The organism is Intrasporangium chromatireducens Q5-1 (assembly GCF_000576575.1).
GTDB lineage: Bacteria > Actinomycetota > Actinomycetes > Actinomycetales > Dermatophilaceae > Intrasporangium_A > Intrasporangium_A chromatireducens.
On record NZ_AWQS01000070.1, the window covers coordinates 1 to 18,045 of the forward strand.

The 18,045-nt window shown below is 73.0% G+C and carries 16 protein-coding genes; 11 read left to right on the top strand and 5 right to left on the bottom strand.

Annotated elements, in window-relative coordinates; all coding sequences use genetic code 11:
* Nucleotides 1–91: 91 nt before the first annotated feature.
* The gene (locus N864_RS10300) at nucleotides 92–796 is read right to left on the bottom strand and encodes a PadR family transcriptional regulator (protein WP_034716193.1); all 705 of its coding nucleotides are present in this window, start codon (nucleotides 794–796) and stop codon (nucleotides 92–94) included.
* 248 nt (nucleotides 797–1,044) lie between these two features.
* Between N864_RS10300 and N864_RS10305 the strand changes: the two genes are divergently transcribed.
* The 3 genes from N864_RS10305 to N864_RS10315 all read left to right on the top strand — a co-directional run bounded on the left by N864_RS10305 (nucleotide 1,045) and on the right by N864_RS10315 (nucleotide 3,245).
* Nucleotides 1,045–1,509 carry an ATP-binding protein gene (locus tag N864_RS10305; RefSeq protein WP_081793672.1) on the top strand — a complete coding sequence of 155 codons (465 nt, stop codon included), beginning with the start codon at nucleotides 1,045–1,047 and terminating at the stop codon, nucleotides 1,507–1,509.
* Nucleotides 1,510–1,572: 63 nt separating this feature from the next.
* On the top strand, nucleotides 1,573–2,460 hold the full coding sequence (locus tag N864_RS10310; RefSeq protein WP_034716195.1) for a DUF5926 family protein: 888 nt from the start codon (nucleotides 1,573–1,575) through the stop codon (nucleotides 2,458–2,460).
* A gap of 14 nt (nucleotides 2,461–2,474) precedes the next feature.
* Nucleotides 2,475–3,245, top strand: coding sequence for a glycosyltransferase (locus N864_RS10315; protein WP_240474286.1), 771 nt, complete (start codon nucleotides 2,475–2,477; stop codon nucleotides 3,243–3,245).
* A gap of 109 nt (nucleotides 3,246–3,354) precedes the next feature.
* Here N864_RS10315 and N864_RS10320 read toward each other — a convergent pair whose 3' ends face one another.
* On the bottom strand, nucleotides 3,355–5,547 hold the full coding sequence (locus N864_RS10320; protein WP_051518437.1) for a hypothetical protein: 2,193 nt from the start codon (nucleotides 5,545–5,547) through the stop codon (nucleotides 3,355–3,357).
* Between the two features lie 98 nt (nucleotides 5,548–5,645).
* Here N864_RS10320 and pheA point away from each other — a divergent pair, with 98 nt between their 5' ends.
* The 6 genes from pheA to N864_RS10350 all read left to right on the top strand — a co-directional run bounded on the left by pheA (nucleotide 5,646) and on the right by N864_RS10350 (nucleotide 13,146).
* Nucleotides 5,646–6,590, top strand: coding sequence for a prephenate dehydratase (gene pheA / locus N864_RS10325; RefSeq protein WP_034716197.1), 945 nt, complete (start codon nucleotides 5,646–5,648; stop codon nucleotides 6,588–6,590).
* A gap of 340 nt (nucleotides 6,591–6,930) precedes the next feature.
* Nucleotides 6,931–8,475 carry a S8/S53 family peptidase gene (locus tag N864_RS10330; protein WP_034716200.1) on the top strand — a complete coding sequence of 515 codons (1,545 nt, stop codon included), beginning with the start codon at nucleotides 6,931–6,933 and terminating at the stop codon, nucleotides 8,473–8,475.
* Complete coding sequence (locus N864_RS10335; protein ID WP_034716202.1) at nucleotides 8,472–9,053, top strand: RNA polymerase sigma factor; 582 nt, start codon at nucleotides 8,472–8,474, stop codon at nucleotides 9,051–9,053. Before N864_RS10330 ends, N864_RS10335 begins: the two co-directional genes overlap by 4 nt.
* Nucleotide 9,054: 1 nt before the next feature.
* On the top strand, nucleotides 9,055–9,546 hold the full coding sequence (locus tag N864_RS10340) for a hypothetical protein (protein WP_034716204.1): 492 nt from the start codon (nucleotides 9,055–9,057) through the stop codon (nucleotides 9,544–9,546).
* A gap of 103 nt (nucleotides 9,547–9,649) precedes the next feature.
* Nucleotides 9,650–12,154 (top strand): CHAT domain-containing protein, encoded by a 2,505-nt coding sequence (locus N864_RS10345; protein ID WP_034716206.1) that lies wholly within the window; start codon nucleotides 9,650–9,652, stop codon nucleotides 12,152–12,154.
* A 146-nt stretch (nucleotides 12,155–12,300) separates the two neighbouring features.
* Nucleotides 12,301–13,146: a methyltransferase domain-containing protein gene (locus tag N864_RS10350; protein WP_081793674.1), complete on the top strand. Its 846-nt coding sequence runs from the start codon at nucleotides 12,301–12,303 to the stop codon at nucleotides 13,144–13,146.
* Nucleotides 13,147–13,229: 83 nt separating this feature from the next.
* Here N864_RS10350 and N864_RS10355 read toward each other — a convergent pair whose 3' ends face one another.
* Nucleotides 13,230–14,414 (bottom strand): diacylglycerol/lipid kinase family protein, encoded by a 1,185-nt coding sequence (locus tag N864_RS10355; protein ID WP_034716209.1) that lies wholly within the window; start codon nucleotides 14,412–14,414, stop codon nucleotides 13,230–13,232.
* 57 nt (nucleotides 14,415–14,471) lie between these two features.
* Between N864_RS10355 and N864_RS10360 the strand changes: the two genes are divergently transcribed.
* Both N864_RS10360 and N864_RS10365 read left to right on the top strand, forming a co-directional pair.
* Entirely contained in the window at nucleotides 14,472–15,029 is a 558-nt protein-coding gene (locus tag N864_RS10360) for a DinB family protein (RefSeq protein WP_034716212.1), read from the top strand.
* Nucleotides 15,026–16,087, top strand: coding sequence for a Gfo/Idh/MocA family protein (locus N864_RS10365; protein WP_034716215.1), 1,062 nt, complete (start codon nucleotides 15,026–15,028; stop codon nucleotides 16,085–16,087). Before N864_RS10360 ends, N864_RS10365 begins: the two co-directional genes overlap by 4 nt.
* Nucleotides 16,088–16,236: 149 nt before the next feature.
* Here N864_RS10365 and zwf read toward each other — a convergent pair whose 3' ends face one another.
* Together zwf and N864_RS10375 are read right to left on the bottom strand one after the other, a co-directional pair.
* Nucleotides 16,237–17,670 carry a glucose-6-phosphate dehydrogenase gene (gene zwf, locus N864_RS10370; protein WP_034716216.1) on the bottom strand — a complete coding sequence of 478 codons (1,434 nt, stop codon included), beginning with the start codon at nucleotides 17,668–17,670 and terminating at the stop codon, nucleotides 16,237–16,239.
* An 18-nt stretch (nucleotides 17,671–17,688) separates the two neighbouring features.
* On the bottom strand, nucleotides 17,689–18,045 hold a 357-nt coding region (locus N864_RS10375), incomplete at its 5' end, for an ABC-F family ATP-binding cassette domain-containing protein (protein WP_162164524.1).

Sequence of the window (18,045 nt, forward strand, 5' to 3'; positions counted from 1 at the left end):
CCCCAGTCCGCCACCCGGGGCGCCCACGGGGGCCGCTGCTGCCAGCCGCACCCGCCGTGCGCGCCCCCGTGGGCAGCCCCGGTGCCCAGAGTCACTCCGGGGCGTCGGTGGTCTCCGGTGCCTCGTCCTCCTCGTCGGCGAGCAGGCCGTAGAGACGCCGCCGGGTGTCCGACAGGATCTCCGCCGCGTCGGCGCGTTGCTGCTCCGTGCCGCTGACCATGACCTGCCACACGGCCCCGATGACCTGGCCGATGACCCGCTCGAAGTCGCCGCCCATCGGCTGGCTCCGTTCCGAGCGGCCGTGGCCCGACTCGAACGGCTCCCACGTCTCGCCGAGCTCGTCGTCGTGCTCCTCGACGTACTGCCGTCCCTCGTCGGTGAGACGCAGGATCCGCCGGCCTCCGGACTCGAAGCCCATGATGAGGCCCTCGTCCTCGAGCTGCTGGATCGTGGGATAGACCGAGCCGGGGCTCGGCTTCCAGGCGCCGCCGGTGCGTTCGCCGATCTGCTGGATGACCTGGTAGCCGTTCATCGACGCCTCGGCCAGCACGGCCAGGATCGCCGAGCGCACGTCCCCACGCCGGACCTTGGGCCGCCGTGGTGGGGCGAGGTCGGGCCCGCCGAAGCTGCGGATGATGTCCCGGATCCACGGCGGCGGTCCGTGTCGGTGTCCGCCGCCCCAGTTGGGCGGTCCCCAGGGCGGTCCGCCGCCCCACGCACCGCCGCCCCACCCGCCGCCGCGGCCACGCCCGCCCCAGCTGCCCCAAGGGCCTTGGTCCTCGTTCGGTCCGTTCATGACTCCTCCTCGAGTCCGGACTGCGCCTCCTGCAACACAGTCGCGATATGCCAACGATATATCGGCACCACGCTGATGGCACGCCCTTGAGAAGCCCGCTTGTCGAGTATCCGCGCGTATAGCGCTCACGGTAGACGGCGGCATACGACGTCATCGTTTGCCGAAACGCCCGGAGTTGGCATTGTGGAGAGGGAGCCGGTTCGTTAACGTGCGAACCCAAGCCAGCGAGCCGGCACTGAGGAGGGGAAGTGGCGAGCACGCAGGGGGAGCGCAGCCACGGCAACAGCGACGTGTTGCCACCCACGACCGACAAGCGGACGGTGCGCATCCCGTGGGCGCCGTCGGCGGCCCCGAAGATCCGGCGCGCGCTCGTCGAGGACCTCTCGGGCCGCGGCGTCAGCGACGACGTCATCTCGGAGGCCGAGATCGTCGTCAGCGAGCTCGTCGCGAACGCTGTTCGCCACGCCCGGCCGCTGTCGGACGGCGCGATCCGAGTGCACTGGAAGGTGAAGAACAACGTCGTCGAGGTCGAGGTGACCGACGGCGGCGGCGAGACGACACCGCGCCCGTCGCCGCGCACGACGTGGGGGCCCAGCGGCCGGGGGCTGCGCATCGTGCGCTCCCTGGCCCATGAATGGGGCGTCGTCGACGAGGGTGGCGGGCACACCGTCTGGGCCTCGCTCGGCGGCCCGTCGCGGCGCCGCACGCACTGACCCGTTCCGTATGCCGCTCACCGGGCTCTTGCCGCACGCGCGCGCCCACTAGGGTTGCGTCCCATGGGCAAGGCTTCTCGACGTTCCCGCACCGCGCGCACCGAGCGCGCCTCCCGACCGGCACCCGCGCCCTTCGTCGCGCGCCCCTTCGAGGGGCTGCCCGACGAGACCGAGTGGGTCGCGATGCGCGAGATCGTCCCCGCCGCGACCGCGCGGGTCCGGTTCGCCGACGGGCAGGCGCCCGAGGGTGCGCCCGAGACGGTGACGATCGCCACGGTGCTCCCACTCGCCTGGCCGGGCCTGCACCGAGAGTCCGGCGAGGTCCTCGTCGGGATCCAGTCCGGCAGCGCGAGCGGCGACACGAGCCGGGACATCGCCCAGGCGATCCTGCTGGCCGTGGCCGCGGAGCCGGGACACCCGGTGCCGACGCTGCCGCTCTCGACGCCCGAGACCCCGCGGTTGCAGGACCTCCTCGACCTGTCGGCGCCGCTCGAGGTGGACGTCCACGAGGGCTTCGACTTCTGGGTCGCCGACGCCGACCTCGACGCGGACGCCAAGGAGTCGCTCGAGCGCGCCAACGAGTCCGCGATCCCGACGACCCGAGTCACGGCCGCGCCGTCGTGCTACTGGTGCCGCATCGGCGACCGGACCTATGTCCGGTGGGTGCTGCCCCAGGGTGAGGACGAGGCGACCACGGCGCTCGCGCGCCTGCACGCCGCCGGCGAGAGCACCCTCGGTGACGAGGGCCGCCTCCTCGGCTGCTTCCGCTCCAGCGGGCTGCTCATCCCGGTATGGGAGGTCGAGCTGTCCGCCGAGCCGAGCGACTTCGAGGGGCCGGTCGGGCAGATGCGCGAGCGCATCGAGGCGGCCGCCGCGCGCACCGAGCCGCTCACCGCTGCCGAGCGTGGCGCCAAGGCCGGGCTCACCAACCGACAGGTGACCCTCCGCTGAGCGGGACGCCGGAGGTGGCGAGCCAGCTGAGCGCGACCCCTCTGCCCTCCGTCTCGGCGCCCGCCGAAGCGGTCGTCGCGGTCATCCCCGCCAAGGACGAGGCGGACCGCATCGCCGCGACCGTGACGGCCGCGCGGACGATCCCGGGCGTCGCCGTCGTCGTCGTCGTCGACGACGGCTCCTCCGACGCGACCGGCGACCTCGCCGTGGCGGCCGGCGCCGAGCTGGTCCGGCACGGGCGCAACCACGGCAAGGCCGACGCCATGATGAGCGGCCTCGGCCGAGCGGCCGGGCTGCGTCGCGCGGGTCGGCTGCCGGAGCGCGTGGCCGTGCTCTTCGTCGACGCCGACCTCGAGGAGTCGGCCACCGAGCTGCACGTGCTCGTCGAGCCGGTCCTCGCCGGCGAGGCCGACCTCACCATCGCGACCCTGCCAGTGCAGCGGACCGCGGGAGGCGGCCACGGGCTCGTCGTCGGGCTGGCCCGGCGGGGCATCGAGGAGCTCACTGGCTGGTCGCCGGTGCAGCCGCTGTCCGGCATGCGCTGCCTCTCACCCCTGGCGGTCGGTGCGGCCGCGCCGTTCGCGCGTGGCTGGGGCGTCGAGGTCGGAATGACGGTCGACGTCCTCGATGCAGGACTCGTCGTCCGGGAGGTGCCCTGCGAGCTGCACCACCGGGTGACGGGAGCGGACTGGCGGGGTCAGGTCCACCGGGCCGCGCAGTACCGCGACGTGGCCCTGGCGCTCGCTGTGCGCCGGCTGCGCCGCCGTCTCGCGCCTGCGCACTGACGGCCCCGCACCGCTCACCCGACAGGCGCCCGGTGCGATCAGAGCGCACTGTCGATGGTCGCGAGGGTGCCCTCGATCGTCGGGACTGTGCTCTCGCCCGGGACAGAGGTCAGAGCAGGTGGCGGTCGCTGCGCCGCTTGACCGGCTTGCGTCGCTCCTCGATGGTCCGGAAGTGGGCCGTGGCGGCGATCATGCCGGGCACGACGAAGATGGCGGCGACGGGTGGGATCGCGATCCCGGAGTCGTTGGTGAGGAACCCGATCACGACCATGACGACGATGGCGATCAGGCCGGTGCGCAGCAGCGGTGCCTCTCGGCAGAGGCGGGCCAGCGCGCCGGTGCCGAACAGTCCCGGACGGAAGGCCAGGACGATGAACGGGACGAGGGCGGCGGTCACGATCGCGAACAGCACCGGCATGGCGAGGCCGAGCTCGATGTTGGCGAGGAACTTGCGCGAGATGATCGGCCACGCCCCGCCGTCGATGAGGCTCTGGACGAACCGGCCCGGGTGGGCCCGCTGGGCCGGGGGGCGCAGCCAGTCGAGCCACGAGACGACGCCGACGACCAGGACCGCGGCGAACGCGACCACGGCCAGGTTGCGCACCGACATCCGCAGTCCCGAGACGGCGATGATGAGGATCCCGAGGGCCGGGACGAGGGCCAGCGGCCCGCCGAAGTCGGCGCCCCAGGCGGGCAGCACGTCGACGCCCAGCGCGACGACCGCGACGATGGCCACGACGGCGACCGCGAGGCGGGGGGCGCCGCGCCGTCTCAACCCGTGCGCGAGGGCGGCACAGAGCACGAGGACGCCCGCGCCGTAGAGCGCGAAGGCGACGTTGCCCATCCCGTAGAACCGTCCGCCCACGAGCGGCTGGAGCCCGAAGATCGAGCCGATCTGCAGGTGGGAGCCGGTGATGAGGTCGACACCGATGACGCTGGCCGTGACCGCGGACAGCGCCGCGACCGGACCGAGGGCCGAGCTGCCCCACGGCCCCTGCACCGCGATGGCGGCGAGGACGACCGCGATGACGAGGACCAGGGCGGTGAAGACAGCGACGAGCACCCACGTCTGCCCGGAGACCCGCCACCACGGTGCGAGATTCGCCAGGAAGGTGGCCGCCGGCATCGCGGCGCTGACCAGCCCGACGACCGCCGCCCACCGGGCGACCCGCAGCCGGGTCGGGAGCACCGACCAGGGGCGCACCCGGCGCCACGCCACCCCGAGGACGATGAAGACGACGAGCGCCGTGACGAGCCAGAGAAGCAGGAACGGGGCCTCGATCGCCTGCTTCGCGTCAGCCTTCTTGTCGAGGTCGGTCAGCACGGTCAGCTTGCTGGCGGCGGTCGCCTCGCTGTTGTTGGACGAGGGGATGACGGTCAGGGCCCGCCCGCCGATCTCCTGCACGGGGTGCACCCCGCCTGTCGCGAGCAGCGTCGCGGTGACGTCGGAGAGCTGGGCGATCCCCGTCATCCGGGTCGAGGCCGAGGCGAGCAGGCCGGGTGGGTAGTGCGGGCCGCTGGCGGTCAGGACGCGTAGGCGCTCCTGCCGGTCCCGGTCCGAGACGCCCACGACGACGATGTCCGCGCCGTTCGGCGCGGCGTCGACCACCTGGCTGATCCGCCGCTCGAGCGAGTTGAGCCGCTCGACCTGCTTCACGTGGTCCGGCTCTGTCTGCAGGAGTGCACCGACGTCGACGAGCGAGACCGGGCACTGGGCGAGGTCGGACGTGAGGGTGGTGACGGAGAAGGGGGCATACCGGGCCACCCGGCCGTTCGAGGTGGCCGCCGCCAGGGCGGCGCCCGGGCCGACGGCCTGCACGCAGGTCCCCGCGCGGGCGAAGCTGTCGCCGAGCAGCCCGAGGTGGGCGTCATACGGCCCGTCGGCGGAGGCGCGCGCGATGGCGTCGAAGCCGGCCACCTGCCAGCCCGCCGCGGCGGTGCCGCTCACCTCGGGCAGCGGGCCGCAGTCAGGCCGGTCGGTCGAGGAGGCGAGCCCGGCCGCCTCGCCGGCACCGAGGGTGGCCCAGCCGTCCGTCGGACATGTCGTCAGGTGCAGCGCCTTCACGGAGACCGACGCCGCAGACCCGTCGCGCAACATCCCCCAGAGAGTCGGTGTGTCCTCGGCCGACACGTCGTCCCACGAGACCCCGCCGACGCCGACGACGACGAGGGACTGCCCCGGCTGCGGCGCCTGCGTCGGCGGCACCGGGATCGTCGGCCGGGCGACGTACGCCCACGCGAGCGCGAGCACGACCAGGGTCAAGGCCACGACGAGGGACTTGATCGGGTGCCGGCGGATCACGCCCCACAGGCTAACCTCCGAGCCCGTGGGTGCCGGCTTCCGCGCACCCCGTGGGACGCCGCGGCAGGACGCGGGCCTGCGCGGCTACCCTGCCGCCCATGACGCCCCGCACGCCCGACGAGCTGACGCGCATCGCCTATCTCGGCCCACGGGGCACGTTCTGCGAGATGGCGCTCAACAGCTGGGCGGGCGAGCGCCCCGTCGAACGGGTGCCCCAGCCCTCCGTCCCGGCAGCCCTGGGTGCGTTGCGTGCCGGAGAGGTCGACGCCGCCATGGTGCCGATCGAGAACTCGGTCGAGGGCGGGGTGTCCGCGACGCTCGACGCACTCGCGAGCGGGGACCCGCTCGTCATCATCGGCGAGGTTCTCGTGCCCATCACCTTCGTCCTCTGCGCCAAGGACGGTATGCCGCTCAGCTCGGTCCGTGCTGTCGGCACCCACTCGCACGCGTGGGCCCAGGTGCGCGGCTGGATGGCGGCGAACCTCCCGGACGCCGTCTACGTCCCGACGCTCTCGACCGCGGGCGCCGCGGAGGACCTCGCCGGCGGCGGGGACGCGGTGTACGACGCAGCCGTGTGCGCGCCGGTGGCGGCCACGAACTCCGGGCTGTCGGTCATCGCGAGCGACATCGGTGACAACAAGACGGCGGTGACGAGGTTTGCCCTCGTCACGCGGCCCGGGACGCTGCCGGAGCCGACCGGCGCGGACAAGACGACCGTCGTGCTCTACCAGCAGACCGACCGCGCCGGCGGGCTGCTCGAGCTGCTCGAGCAGTTCGCCGTGCGCGGGGTCAACATGACGCGCCTGGAGTCCCGGCCGACCGGCGAAGCGATGGGCAGCTACTGCTTCTCCATCGACTTCGAGGGGCACGTGCGCGACGCCCGGGTCGGGGAGACGCTGATGGGCCTGCGACGGGTCTGCGCCGATGTCCGCTTCCTCGGGTCCTACCCCCGGGCCGACGGCGCCGCCGCCGAGGCCCGCGAGGGCACGACGGACCGGGACTTTGCGGCCGCGCAGGCGTGGCTGGACGCGCTGCGCGCCTGAGCCCGTCGCGAACGGGACGCGCCACGCGAGGCTGGGCTGAGCGGCATACGGAAGGGGTATGCCGCTGAGCGAGCTGTCGCGCCAGGGCGCGGGATGGTGCTCCCGATCGGTCGGAGGGTGCTAACGATCGAGCGCGGGCGGTGCCGGACCTCCCCGCTCCCCCTGGCGGCCCCCATGGAGGCCCGGCTGCGTCCCCTCGCCCTGTCAGAGGGGGGCCGGCCGGCCCTGATACCTGGCGGCGAGGGGAGTTTGTCCGGTTGCGGGTGTATCAGAATCACCCCCGCGCGCTCTGTGCGGGTGGAAGGCTCGATCCATCGACCCGTGACCAGGAGGCCAACCCATGTCGGACCAGCCGGACACCAACGGCGAACTGCCCCAGCTGCGAGCGCTCGACCCGGCGACCGCAGCGCGCACCTCGTCCGGCCAGCCGCCGTCGCCGACCCTCTACCTGCCGAACCGGCTGCTGGTCACCGGCTTCCCGGCGAGCACCCGCGACATGCGCCTCAGCGCCCTGGGGTCGGCGCTCGAGCCGCTGGACCTCACCTTCCGACTGACCGCGAGGACGACGCGCCGCATCGATAGGCTGCGGGGCACGCGCGGGCTGCAGCGTCAGATCCTCGACGAGATCTGGGTCTCGAGCGTCGTCCTCGAGACGCGGACCGCGGGGGCCCCCGCGCCGGACGCCTGGTCGGTGCTGCAGCAGCTGCGCGCCAACGCCCCGCGGGTCGCCGACACCCTGAGCCTCGAGCACGTCGTCCACCCGGCCGGTGCCTGGGGTGGGGTGCCGTACTGGGGTGGGGTGCCGTACTGGGGCGGCGTGCCCTACTGGGGTGGAGTGCCGTACTGGGGCGGCGTGCCCTCGACCGCTCTGACCGAGTACCTCGTGCCCGGTCGCGGGGGGCGGATGCCCGTCAGCGTCGTCCTCGAGGACCCGGCGCTTCGGGCGCGCAGCGTGCCGCGCGCTCCCGTCGTCGCGGTCCTCGACACGGCCGTCGCCGACCACCCCTGGTTCCGGGACAAGAAGAGGGTCCTGCGGCTCGCGGTGTCCGACGGCGAGCTGGTGCCCGACCCGGGCGGCACCGCGGTCGCACCGACCCCGGTGAACCTGCTGACCGGGGAGGCCCCGCCCGTCTTCGGGCACGGCACCTTCATCGCCGGCCTCATCCGGCAGGGCTGCCCCGAGGCGACGATCCTCACGATTCCCGTGATGAACGACGAGGGCGTCGCCGAGGAGGGCGACGTCCTGGCCGCCCTCACCGCGCTGCTGAGCCGGCACGTCGGCGGTCAGGAGCGGAACCGGCCCGGCGACTGCATCGACGTCCTCTCCCTGTCGCTCGGCTACTACGCGGAGGACGCGTCCTACCTCTCGGGGCCGGTCAAGCAGGTCCTCGACCGCTTCGCCGCCCACGGCGTCCTCGTCGTCGCGGGCGTGGGCAACGACGCGTGTGAGCTGCCGTTCGTGCCCGCGGTGCTGGCGAAGCGGCCGCCCGGTCGGGTCACGGACAAGAGCCAGCCGCCGCTCGCCAGCGTCGGTGCCCACAACCCCGACGGCACGAGCATCGCCCTGTTCTCCAACCAGCTCCCGATCGTGAGCGCCTACCGGGCCGGTGTCTCCGTCGTCAGCACCTTCCCACAGGTCAACGGCGCCGCCGGGTCGACCACGGTGACCGGTGCCACGGGGCAACGGCGCACGGTCGACCCGGACGACTACAGCCAGGGCTTCGCCGCGTGGAGCGGCACGTCGTTCGCCACCCCGGTCCTGGCCGCCCAGCTCGCGGCGCACCTGATCGAGTCGGGCGACGACCTCACCGACGTCAGCGACCTCGCGATGCGCAAGCGCGCCGTCCGAGCCCTCAAGGAGTGTCTGAAAGGAGACCATCCATGAGTCCGACCCCCACGGCGCCGGACGGCGTCGGCACGCTGGCGGGCCACGCGTTCGCCGCCTATCTCGCCGGTGACCGGCAACGGCTCTCGGAGCTCGTCGACCTCGTGACGCCGGTCCTGTGGCACGCGGCGCGAGCCCAGGGCGCGAGCTCCTCCACCTGCGAGGACGCGATCCAGACGGCGCTCCTGCAGCTCGTCGACCGGGCCGAGACGATCAAGGAGCCGGCGGCCGTGCTCGGGTGGCTCATCGTGGTGGTCAAGCGGGAGATCTGGCGTCTGGTGCGGGGGGAACGCCGCGAGATCGGTGTCGAGGAGGTCCCCGAGGCACCGGCGCAGCAGCTCGACCCCGAGTCCCAGTCGATCCTCAGCGAGCGCCAACGTCTCCTCTGGCAGCACATCTCGTCGCTGACGCCGCGCTGCCAGGAGCTGCTGCGGGTCATCGCGTTCGCCGACAAGCCCGACTACGCCGCGATCGCCGCCTCTCTCGGCATGCCGATCGGCAGCATCGGCCCGACCCGCGGTCGATGCCTCAACAAGCTGAGGGTCTCCCTCGGCTCCGACCCCGGATGGGCGGTCTGACATGTCCCACAACGACGCGATCGACGAGCGCGACCTCGCCAACCTCGGCCAGCTGCGGGACCTCTACGCCCATGCCGACCCGGTGCCGGCGGGGTTGGGCGAACGGCTCAAGTTCGCCATCACCGTGCAGGCCCTGCACGCCGAGGTCGCTGAGCTGATGGAGTCCGCGCTGCTCGCGACGCGCGGTTCGGAGACCCGCGCGCAGCCGACGCGGATCGACTCGGTGACCTTCTCGGCGCCGTCGGTGAACCTCATGGTCTCGGTGAGCCCCAGCGAGTCGACGGAGGGCCACGTGCGGATCGACGGGTGGGTCACCCGGCCCGAGGCGCTCGTCGAGGCGGTCATGGAGGACCGGGCGGTTACCGCAAAAACCGATGCGAACGGCCGCTTCGTCATCCATGATCTACCTCACGGGCCGATTCACTTCGTGATCCGAGTCGACCCCTCCGACCCCAAGGTGCGGCCGGTGATCACTCCCACGATCGAGGTGTGACTCCGGCCCTGAATCGCGAGGTGAGGCAGCGATCGTCGACCTGCTCGCGGAGGCACGCACCCTTCAGGACCAGGCAGCCGCCGACAACCATGCGGGACGCCCCATGGAGGCACAGCGGGCCCTGCAGGCTGCGCTCGAGGCGATCGACCGGGCCGGCGACGCGGCCCCCGAGAGGGACCTGCTCGTCCTCCGGTGCAAGACGCTGGTGACCCTCGCGCTCACCGAGTTCCTCCTCCATGGTCTCGAGGCCGCGGAGCAACGCTTCGCCGAGGCCTCGCAGGTCGCCCAGCTGCTCGGCGACCCAGACCTGGGCGCCCGTATCGACTACCAACGGGCCAACGTCCACGGTCGGGCCGGCGACCTCGCCGCCGCATCCGCCGGGATCGAGTCCGCGGTCCGACACCTGTCCGGCTTCACCCCGGTCGAGCAGTGCTCGGTGTTCCTGAGCCGCGGGATGCTCGCCATGGAGACCGGCGACCCCGGTCGAGCCCTCGAGTCCTTCCATGAGGCGGCGACCCTCTCCGAGGACAACGGCTTCGTCGCGCAGGCCCAGATGGCGCGGCACAACGAGGGCTACGCCCGATACCTGCTCGGTGACCTGCCCGGTGCCCTGGCGACGATGGCGGCGGCCGCCGAGCTCGAGACCGACTTCTCGAGTGCACCGACCGTGCTCGACCGTGCGCGGGTGCTGCTCGAGGCCGGACTGATCTCCGAAGCGGTCGATGCGCTGCACGTCGGCGCCGAGAGCATCGCGGGCGAGCCAGGTGACGGTCAGGACCAGCTGCGCGCCGAGTTCGACCTCGAGCTGGCCCGCGCCGAGCAGCTCCGCGGCTGCCACGACCTGGCGAGCGAGGCTGCGGAGCGGTCGCGGTCGGCGTTCACCCGCCTCGGCGCGACCGCCTGGGCAGGTCGGGCGAGCCTCGCCGGGCTGCTCGCCGACCTCGACCGTCAGGGCCACCAGCGCGACAGCACCAGGACGGGACCCGCCGGTCGCGCCACCGCCCGGCAGGCTGACGAGCTCGTCGACACCGCGACGGCGCTCGGCGACCGCCGACTCGCCGACAACGCCCGGGTCGCCGCCGCGGCCGCCCTCTTCTTCGCCGGCGACCTCGCGGGCGCTCGCCAACGCCTCGGCGAGCGCACCTCACCACCGGCGTCGCTGTCGGACGAGCTCAACGTCGCCGGGGTCACCGCGGCCGTCGAGGCCGCTGCCGGTGACACGACCCGGGCCCGGCGACTCCTCGCCAGCGCGGCACGACGTCTCGAGGCGGGACAGCAGGGCAGCGCCAGCCTCGACGTCCGCACCGCCCGCGCCGTCCACGGTGCCTGGCTGTCCGGGCTCGACCTGCGCCTCGCCCTCGGGCACGGTGCGCCGGCAGTGCTCGCCACCCTCGAGCGTTGGCGCAGCGCGATGGACCGGATGCCCTCGCTCGGTCGACCGGCCGACGAGGAGCTGGCCCGGCTCACCGAACGGCTGCGCCTGGTCCGCGCCCGGATCCACGCCGAGCCGGATCGCCCGCTCGACCTGCAACGCGAGGCCGACCACCTGCAGCGCCTCATCCGCGCCCGGGACTGGGCCCTCACCGCCGCAGCCGAGGCGGCCACCCCGGCACCGATCCGGATTCGGGAGGCGCGCCAGGTGCTCGCCGACGCAGACCGTGACCTCGTGTGGCTCTTCGCCCTCGACGACCGCCTCCGGGGCATCGGCATCATCCGTGGGCGCGCCATCCTCCTGGACCTCATGCCGTTGCGGCAGGCGGCCGAGCTGGCGCAGCGGATCCGTGCGGACCTCCGAGCGGCCGCCACCCAGCGCCTCGGCGCACTGGAGCCGGTCGTCTGGGCCTCCCTCTGCGGCGCCGCCGGGGTCCTCGACGAGGCGGTGATCCGGCCGTGGCGCAGCAACGCCCCGGGGCTCGTGCTCGTCACCTGCCACGAGGTGTCGGCTCTACCGTGGGCGCTGCTGCCCTCGTTGGCCGGGCGACCGCTCACCATTGCCAGGACACTGACGGCCTATGCCCGTCGGGACGGCTCGCGGGAGGGTGGCGGTGAAGCGGCCGGCCAGCGGTCGCGCAGCGTCCACATCAGCGTGGGCCCCGCACTCGCCCGCGCCGGCGCCGAGGCGGAGGCCATCGCGGCGACGTGGGGCGCGGATGCCGCCGTCGTCGCCCCGTCCCGGGCACGTCGGCTCGTCGAGGCGCTGGCCGCGCCGGGGGTCGTCCACGTGGCGGCTCACGGCACCCACGAGGTGCAGTCGCCGCTCTTCTCGTCGGTCGCCCTGCACGACGGCCCCGTGTTCGCCCACGAGCTCCAGCCGACCGGTGTCCGCGCCGACCACGTCGTGCTCTCCGCCTGCGACGTCGGGTCGGCCTCGTTCCGCCCCGGCGAGGAGTCCCTCGGCCTGGCCGCCTCCGTCATCTCCCTCGGCGCCCGGTCGGTCGTCGCAGCCGTCTCGCCGATCCCCGACGACGTTGCGGCCGACGCGATGGTCGCCCACCATGCCGCCCTCGCCCGCGGTCGGTCGAGCGACGAGGCGCTCGCCGAGGCGGTCAGCAAGACCGACCCCGTCGCGGCCGCCTTCCTCAACCTCGGGGGCCGTTTCGTTCCGTGACCCCGCTGGGACAGGCGTGGCGACGGGAGCGGGCTCAGCGGCATACGGTCGGACGTCCGCGGGGTCGCGGAGGGCACGGGCCGCCGGCGAGGACCAGTTGCGACGAAGCCCAGCAGGCTCTCACGCCGGTGCGTCATGCTCGGCAGATGAGCACTGATCGCGGTGTCCCGGGGCCGGTGCCGGAGCACTTGTTCACGACGGAGGCGACCTCTCCGGAGCAGGTGCAGGCCATGCTCGCCATCCTCGACCTGCAGGAGTCGTCACCCGCGGTGCAGCGGCTGCGCGACTGGACGCTCGACGTCCTCGCGCCCGGGCCCGGAGACGTGGCCGTCGACGTCGGCTCGGGGTCGGGGACCGAGACGCGGCGACTCGCCGCTCTGGTCGGGGACCGCGGACAGGCGGTCGGCGTCGAGCCCAACCCCGGGCTGCGCGCGGAGGCGGAGCGGCGCTGCCGGGAGGAGCTGTCCGTGGCCCGGTTCGTCGCCGGTGAGGCGCTCTCCCTGCCCTTCGAGGACGGCACCGTCGACGTGCTGCGTTGCGAGCGGGTGCTCCAGCACCTCGCGGACCCCGAGCGTGCCGTCGCGGAGTTCGCGCGCGTCCTGGCGCCCGGTGGGCGGGTCGGCGTCATCGACTCGGACTGGGGCACGGCCATCCAGCGCCCGGAGGGCGACCCGGAGACGATGGCGGCCTACCGCCGGGCCGGCCTCTCGCGGATCCGCAACCCGCACTCCGGGCGCAACCTCTCGAGCCAGCTGCGCCATGCGGGCCTCATGGTCGACGCCGACGTCGGCTCGGCCGCCATCGTCCTGCAGGGGGACGCGGTGCTGCGAGCTGGGTTCATCACCGAGAACGCCCGTGCAGCCGTCGACCAGGGGCTGCTCAGCGCAGGCCAGGCGGACGACCTGCTCGCCTCGATCCGCACCGCCGCCGAGGCAGGCGAGGCCTTCTTCGCCGTGACGATGTTCGCGGTGGTCGGCCGGCGCCTGCAGTGACCCAGCGGCCCGGGACCGACTGAGCGGCCGGGGACCGACTGAGCGGCTGGGGCCGACAGCACCGCACGGCCGCCGCCCGTCGCTCAGTAGTGCGCGACGCGGACGGTGAGGGAGGCCGGCAGGACCGAAGCGGTGATCTCGCTCGCCTCGGCGATGACGTCGCCGTCCACCTGGACGGGAAGCGACCGGTCGGTGCGCACGTGGATCTCGCCGCACACCTTGTGGTCGAGGGTGGGGTGGCCCTTGCGCCGCCGCGTCAGGGCGCGGGCGATGACCGGTGCCCAGCCGACGAAGCCCTTGGGTGAGGCGATGACGACGTCGAGCCGCTGGTCGTCGACGCGTGCGTCGGGCATGAGGACGAGCCCGCCGAGGAGCCGGCCGCAGTTGCCGATGATGATCGCCCGGGCGCGCCTCTTGAACTCCGGGTCACCGTCCATCCGGAAGGTGGCCCGGAACTCCGGTGAGACGAGGTGCTTGATGCCGGACACGACGTAGGCGCCCCAGCCGACCGTGGCCTTCAGGTTCTCGTTCGTGCCCTGCATGATCGCGGCGTCCATGCCGATCCCCGTCATGACGAGGAACCGGTGTCGCTCCGGCCGCGGGTGGGCATGGTCGCCGGCCGGAGCGCCTGCACTCCCGGTCGCTGGATCGGTGTCACCGTCCCCCGGCGTCCGGGTGGGGGTGCCGTCTCCCTGCCGGTCATCGGGCGACCCGATGACCAGCTCACCGACGTCGATCCGCCGGTTGCGACCGGTGAGGGCGACACGCATCGCCGTCTCGAGGGAGCCCACGGGCATGTCGAGGTTGCGGGCGAGCAGGTTGCCGGTGCCGGCAGGCAGGATGCCGAGGGGCGTCTCCGTCCCGACGAGCGCCGACGCGACGGCCCGCACGGTGCCGTCGCCGCCGAGGCTGCACACCACGGCCGCTCCCTCTTCCGCGGCCTGGCGGGCCTGGGCGCCGCCCGGGTCCGCGATGGTGGTCTCGTAGAAGCGAGGCTCCCCCCACCCCTGCGCCGTGCAGATGCGACGGATCTCGGAGCGGACGAGTCCCGCGTCGGCGACCTTGGTCGGGTTGAGCACGACCGCGGCGTGCCGGACCGGCAGATCGGGCGGGTCGCCCTGGCGGAAGTGGTTGCGGTGGGGGCGACGCCGACGGGATCCCTTGTGGGACAAGGAGGTCGGCGCACCCGGGCCGAGGAGTGCGAGGGCGATGAGGCCGAGGACGACGACACCCCCCACCACGATCCACGGCAACCACTCGCTGAGCACCGGACCACGTTACCGGAGCGTCACCGCGGAGTCGGCCAGCGGTCATACAGTGGCGACATGTCTGTTCCGAGCGAGCTGAACGACCCGGGGCCGGTCGCGCCCGACACCTCCGACTGGACGTGGGTGCTCACCCGACGGTGCCCGGACTGCGGCTTCGACCCGAAGGAGATCAGCCCGCTCGCCTTCACCGAGATCGTCCGGGACGACAAGCAGAGGTATGCCGCTGTGCTGGGTCGCGCTGGCGTGCGCGGTCGTCCGTCGGCAGGGGTGTGGTCACCACTGGAGTACTGCTGCCACGTGCGCGACGTCTGCGACGTCATGCGCGAGCGGCTGGAGCAGATCCTCGCCGCCCGTGGGGGCGCACCCGTCCGGTTCGCGAACTGGGACCAGGATGCCGCGGCGGTGGATGGCGCCTACTGGCAGTCTGATCCGGAGACTGTCCGGTACGAGTTGGAGGCAGCCTTCGAGGCGGCGGCCGACGCGTTCGACCGACCCGACGGCGACCAGTGGAGCTGGACCGGCCTGCGAGGGGATGGTGCGGAGTTCACCGCGCGCACCCTCGGTCTCTACTTCATCCACGACCTGACGCACCACCTGTGGGACGTGCAGGGATGAGCGCGGCCGAGGTGGGCGCCATACCGGCCCTGAAGCTGCCCGAGCCGGGCGTCGCTGACCCGCGGGACGCCCCCGCGATCCGATGGGGCATCCTCGGGCCGGGCGGCATCGCCCGGGCGTTCGCGGGTGCCGTGCGTGACGGGACGGCGTCGAGCGTCGTGGCGGTCGGCTCCCGGGACCCCGGACGCGCGCGGGCGTTCGCCGACGAGTTCGGGATCGACCGGGCGCACGGCAGCTATGCCGAGCTGGTCCGGGACGACGGCGTCGACGCTGTCTACATCGCCTCGCCCCACTCCGAGCACCACGCGCACGCGTTGCTCGCGATCGCAGCGGGCAAGCCGGTGCTGGTCGAGAAGGCCTTCACCCGCAACACCGTCGAGGCGCGCGAGGTGCTCGACGCGGGCCGTCGGGCGGGCCTGCTCGTCGCCGAGGCGATGTGGAGCCGCTACCTGCCCCACTACGCGGTCGTGCGCCGGGCCGTCGCGGACGGTGTCATCGGCGAGGTCGTCCACGTCGTCGCAGACCACTCGCAGCCGCTCTACCCGATCGGTCCGGAGCGCCTCGCCGCGCCGGAGCTCGCCGGTGGGGCGCTGCTCGACCTCGGCGTCTACCCGGTCAGCTTCGCCGACCTGGTCCTCGGGGCGCCGACCGGCGTCGTCGCACGTGGCACGTCGACCGACCGCGGTGTCGACGCGACGACGGGCCTGCTGCTGACCTACCCGTCGGGCGCCCAGGCCCTCCTCTCCGCGTCCATGCTGGGTGCCGGACCGTGCACCGCGACGGTGACGGGAACGCTGGGACGGCTCGAGCTCGACGGTCGCTTCTACGCGCCGACGACGGTCCGGCTCGTCGGGCCCGACGGTGCCGTCATCGATGAGCGGGACGTCGGGTCTGGGCCGCAGGTCCACGGGTTTGCTTACGAGGCAGCGGAGTTCGCGCGCAGCCTCAGCGCTGGTGCGAACGAGGCTCCGTCGATGCCGCACGCGGCGACGCTCCGGGTGATGGAGACGATGGACGAGGTTCGGCGCCAGATCGGGGTCAGCTACCCGGGCGAGTGACCCGCCGGGTCGAGGTGCTGGGGTACCTGCTCCCCGCCACCGCACACCTCGAACCGGGGGGCGGGCTCAGGCGCCGGCCCTCTTGGCGCCCGAGCCGAATCGGCGCTCCGGGCCTCGCTCCTTCGTCGCTCGGGTCCTCACGCCTTGGCTCAGGCGCCCCACGTATTCGGATCACGCCACGGCCGCTCGAACGGCAGCCGCCAGGCATACGGCGCGATGAGCTGATGGATCTGGTTCGGCCCCCACGTGCCGGGGTGGTAGGGCCGCACGGGCGGGAGGTTCTCGAGCAGCGGCTGACTGACCTCCCAGAGCCGCTCGATGCCCTCGGCGCTCGTGAACAGCGTCCGGTCCCCGCGGGCCGCGTCGTAGATGAGCCGTTCGTAGGCCTCCAAGGCCGCGCCGGCCCAGTCGGTGTCCTGCATCGAGAACTGCATCGAGAGCTTGTCGAGCTTCATCCCCGGCCCGGGCCGCTTGCCGTAGAAGGACAGCGACATGCGGGCCTTGTCGGCGAGGTCGAAGGTCAGGTGGTCCGGGCCGTTGTCGCCCACTCCCGAGCCGGGCGGGAACATCGACTGCGGCGGCTCCTTGAACGCGATGGAGATGATCCGCGCCCCCTCCGCCATCTTCTTCCCGGTCCGGAGGAAGAACGGGACGCCGGCCCACCGCCAGTTGTCGACGTAGCACTTGAGCGCGACGAAGGTGGCCGTCTCGGAGTCGGGCGCGACACCCTCCTCGTCCCGGTAGCCGACGTACTGCCCACGCACGACGTCGTGCGGGTCGACCGGCGCCATGGAGCGGAAGACCTTGTTCTTCTCCTCGCTGATCGCCTCGGGCTCGAGAGCGGTCGGCGGCTCCATGGCGGTGAAGGCGAGGACCTGGAACAGGTGCGTCACGACCATGTCGCGGTAGGCGCCGGTCGCCTCGTAGAAGTCGGCCCGTTGCTCGAGCCCGAGGGTCTCGGGCACGTCGATCTGGACGTGGCTGATGTGGTTGCGGTGCCAGATCGGCTCGAACAGCCCGTTGGCGAAGCGGAACGCGAGGATGTTCTGCGCCGGCTCCTTGCCGAGGAAGTGGTCGATCCGGAAGATCTGCTCCTCCTTGAAGACCTTGTGCAGCTCCGCGTTCAGCTCCCGCGCCGAGGCGAGGTCGGTGCCGAAGGGCTTCTCCATGATGATCCGCGAGCCCCTGACCAGCCCGGCCCGCTCGATCTCGTGGACCACGGGGAGCGCGGCCTTGGGCGGCACGGACAGGTAGTGCAGCAGCTGCGACTTCGGGCCGAGAATCCCCCGCGACTCCTCGACCGCCGCTTTGAGGCCCTCGATCCCGGCCTTGCCCGGCACCCAGTGGATCCGGTCGGCGAACTCGTCGAGGTCCTCCGCGGTCACCCCGCGGCTGCTGTGCTCCTTGACCGCGCTGAAGACCAGCTCGAGGAACTGCTCGCGGGTCAGGTCCTCCAGGGACGTCGCGACGACACGCAGGCCGGCCAGCAGGCACGACTCGTGCAGGTGCAGCAGCCCGGGGAGCAGCTTGCGCTTGGCGAGGTCGCCGGTGGCACCGAAGAGGACGACGGTCGTGGCTGACATGCCTCCCACCTTGGCACGTCAGAGCACCTCCTTCTCCACGCCGCCGTTCGCGACGTGCCACCGATGAGTGAGGCGTATGCCGCTGAGCAGGCTCACGTCGTGACTGACGACGAGCACCGTCCCCGAGAAGGCCGCCACGGCGGCCTCGAGCTGCTCGATGGCGGCCACATCGAGGTGGTTAGTCGGCTCGTCGAGCACCAGCGTGTTGACCTCCCGGCCCTGGAAGAGGGCCATCAGGGCGCGGGTCCGCTCGCCCATCGAGAGGCTGCGGGCCGGGCGGGCGACGTGCTCGGCACCGAGCCCGAACTTCGCGAGGAGCGTGCGCACCTCGGCCACCGGCCACTCCCGTCCCGTCGAAGGGCCACTACCCGTCGA

Excerpts from the sequence above, each read along its gene's own strand:
- N864_RS10300 (WP_034716193.1), bottom strand. The coding sequence starts at position 796 with ATGAACGGACCGAACGAGGACCAAGGCCCTTGGGGCAGCTGGGGCGGG.
- N864_RS10310 (WP_034716195.1), top strand. The coding sequence starts at position 1,573 with ATGGGCAAGGCTTCTCGACGTTCCCGCACCGCGCGCACCGAGCGCGCC.
- pheA (WP_034716197.1), top strand. The coding sequence starts at position 5,646 with ATGACGCCCCGCACGCCCGACGAGCTGACGCGCATCGCCTATCTCGGC.
- N864_RS10330 (WP_034716200.1), top strand. The coding sequence starts at position 6,931 with ATGTCGGACCAGCCGGACACCAACGGCGAACTGCCCCAGCTGCGAGCG.
- N864_RS10335 (WP_034716202.1), top strand. The coding sequence starts at position 8,472 with ATGAGTCCGACCCCCACGGCGCCGGACGGCGTCGGCACGCTGGCGGGC.
- N864_RS10340 (WP_034716204.1), top strand. The coding sequence starts at position 9,055 with ATGTCCCACAACGACGCGATCGACGAGCGCGACCTCGCCAACCTCGGC.
- N864_RS10345 (WP_034716206.1), top strand. The coding sequence starts at position 9,650 with ATGGAGGCACAGCGGGCCCTGCAGGCTGCGCTCGAGGCGATCGACCGG.
- N864_RS10350 (WP_081793674.1), top strand. The coding sequence starts at position 12,301 with ATGAGCACTGATCGCGGTGTCCCGGGGCCGGTGCCGGAGCACTTGTTC.
- N864_RS10360 (WP_034716212.1), top strand. The coding sequence starts at position 14,472 with ATGTCTGTTCCGAGCGAGCTGAACGACCCGGGGCCGGTCGCGCCCGAC.
- N864_RS10365 (WP_034716215.1), top strand. The coding sequence starts at position 15,026 with ATGAGCGCGGCCGAGGTGGGCGCCATACCGGCCCTGAAGCTGCCCGAG.
- zwf (WP_034716216.1), bottom strand. The coding sequence starts at position 17,670 with ATGTCAGCCACGACCGTCGTCCTCTTCGGTGCCACCGGCGACCTCGCC.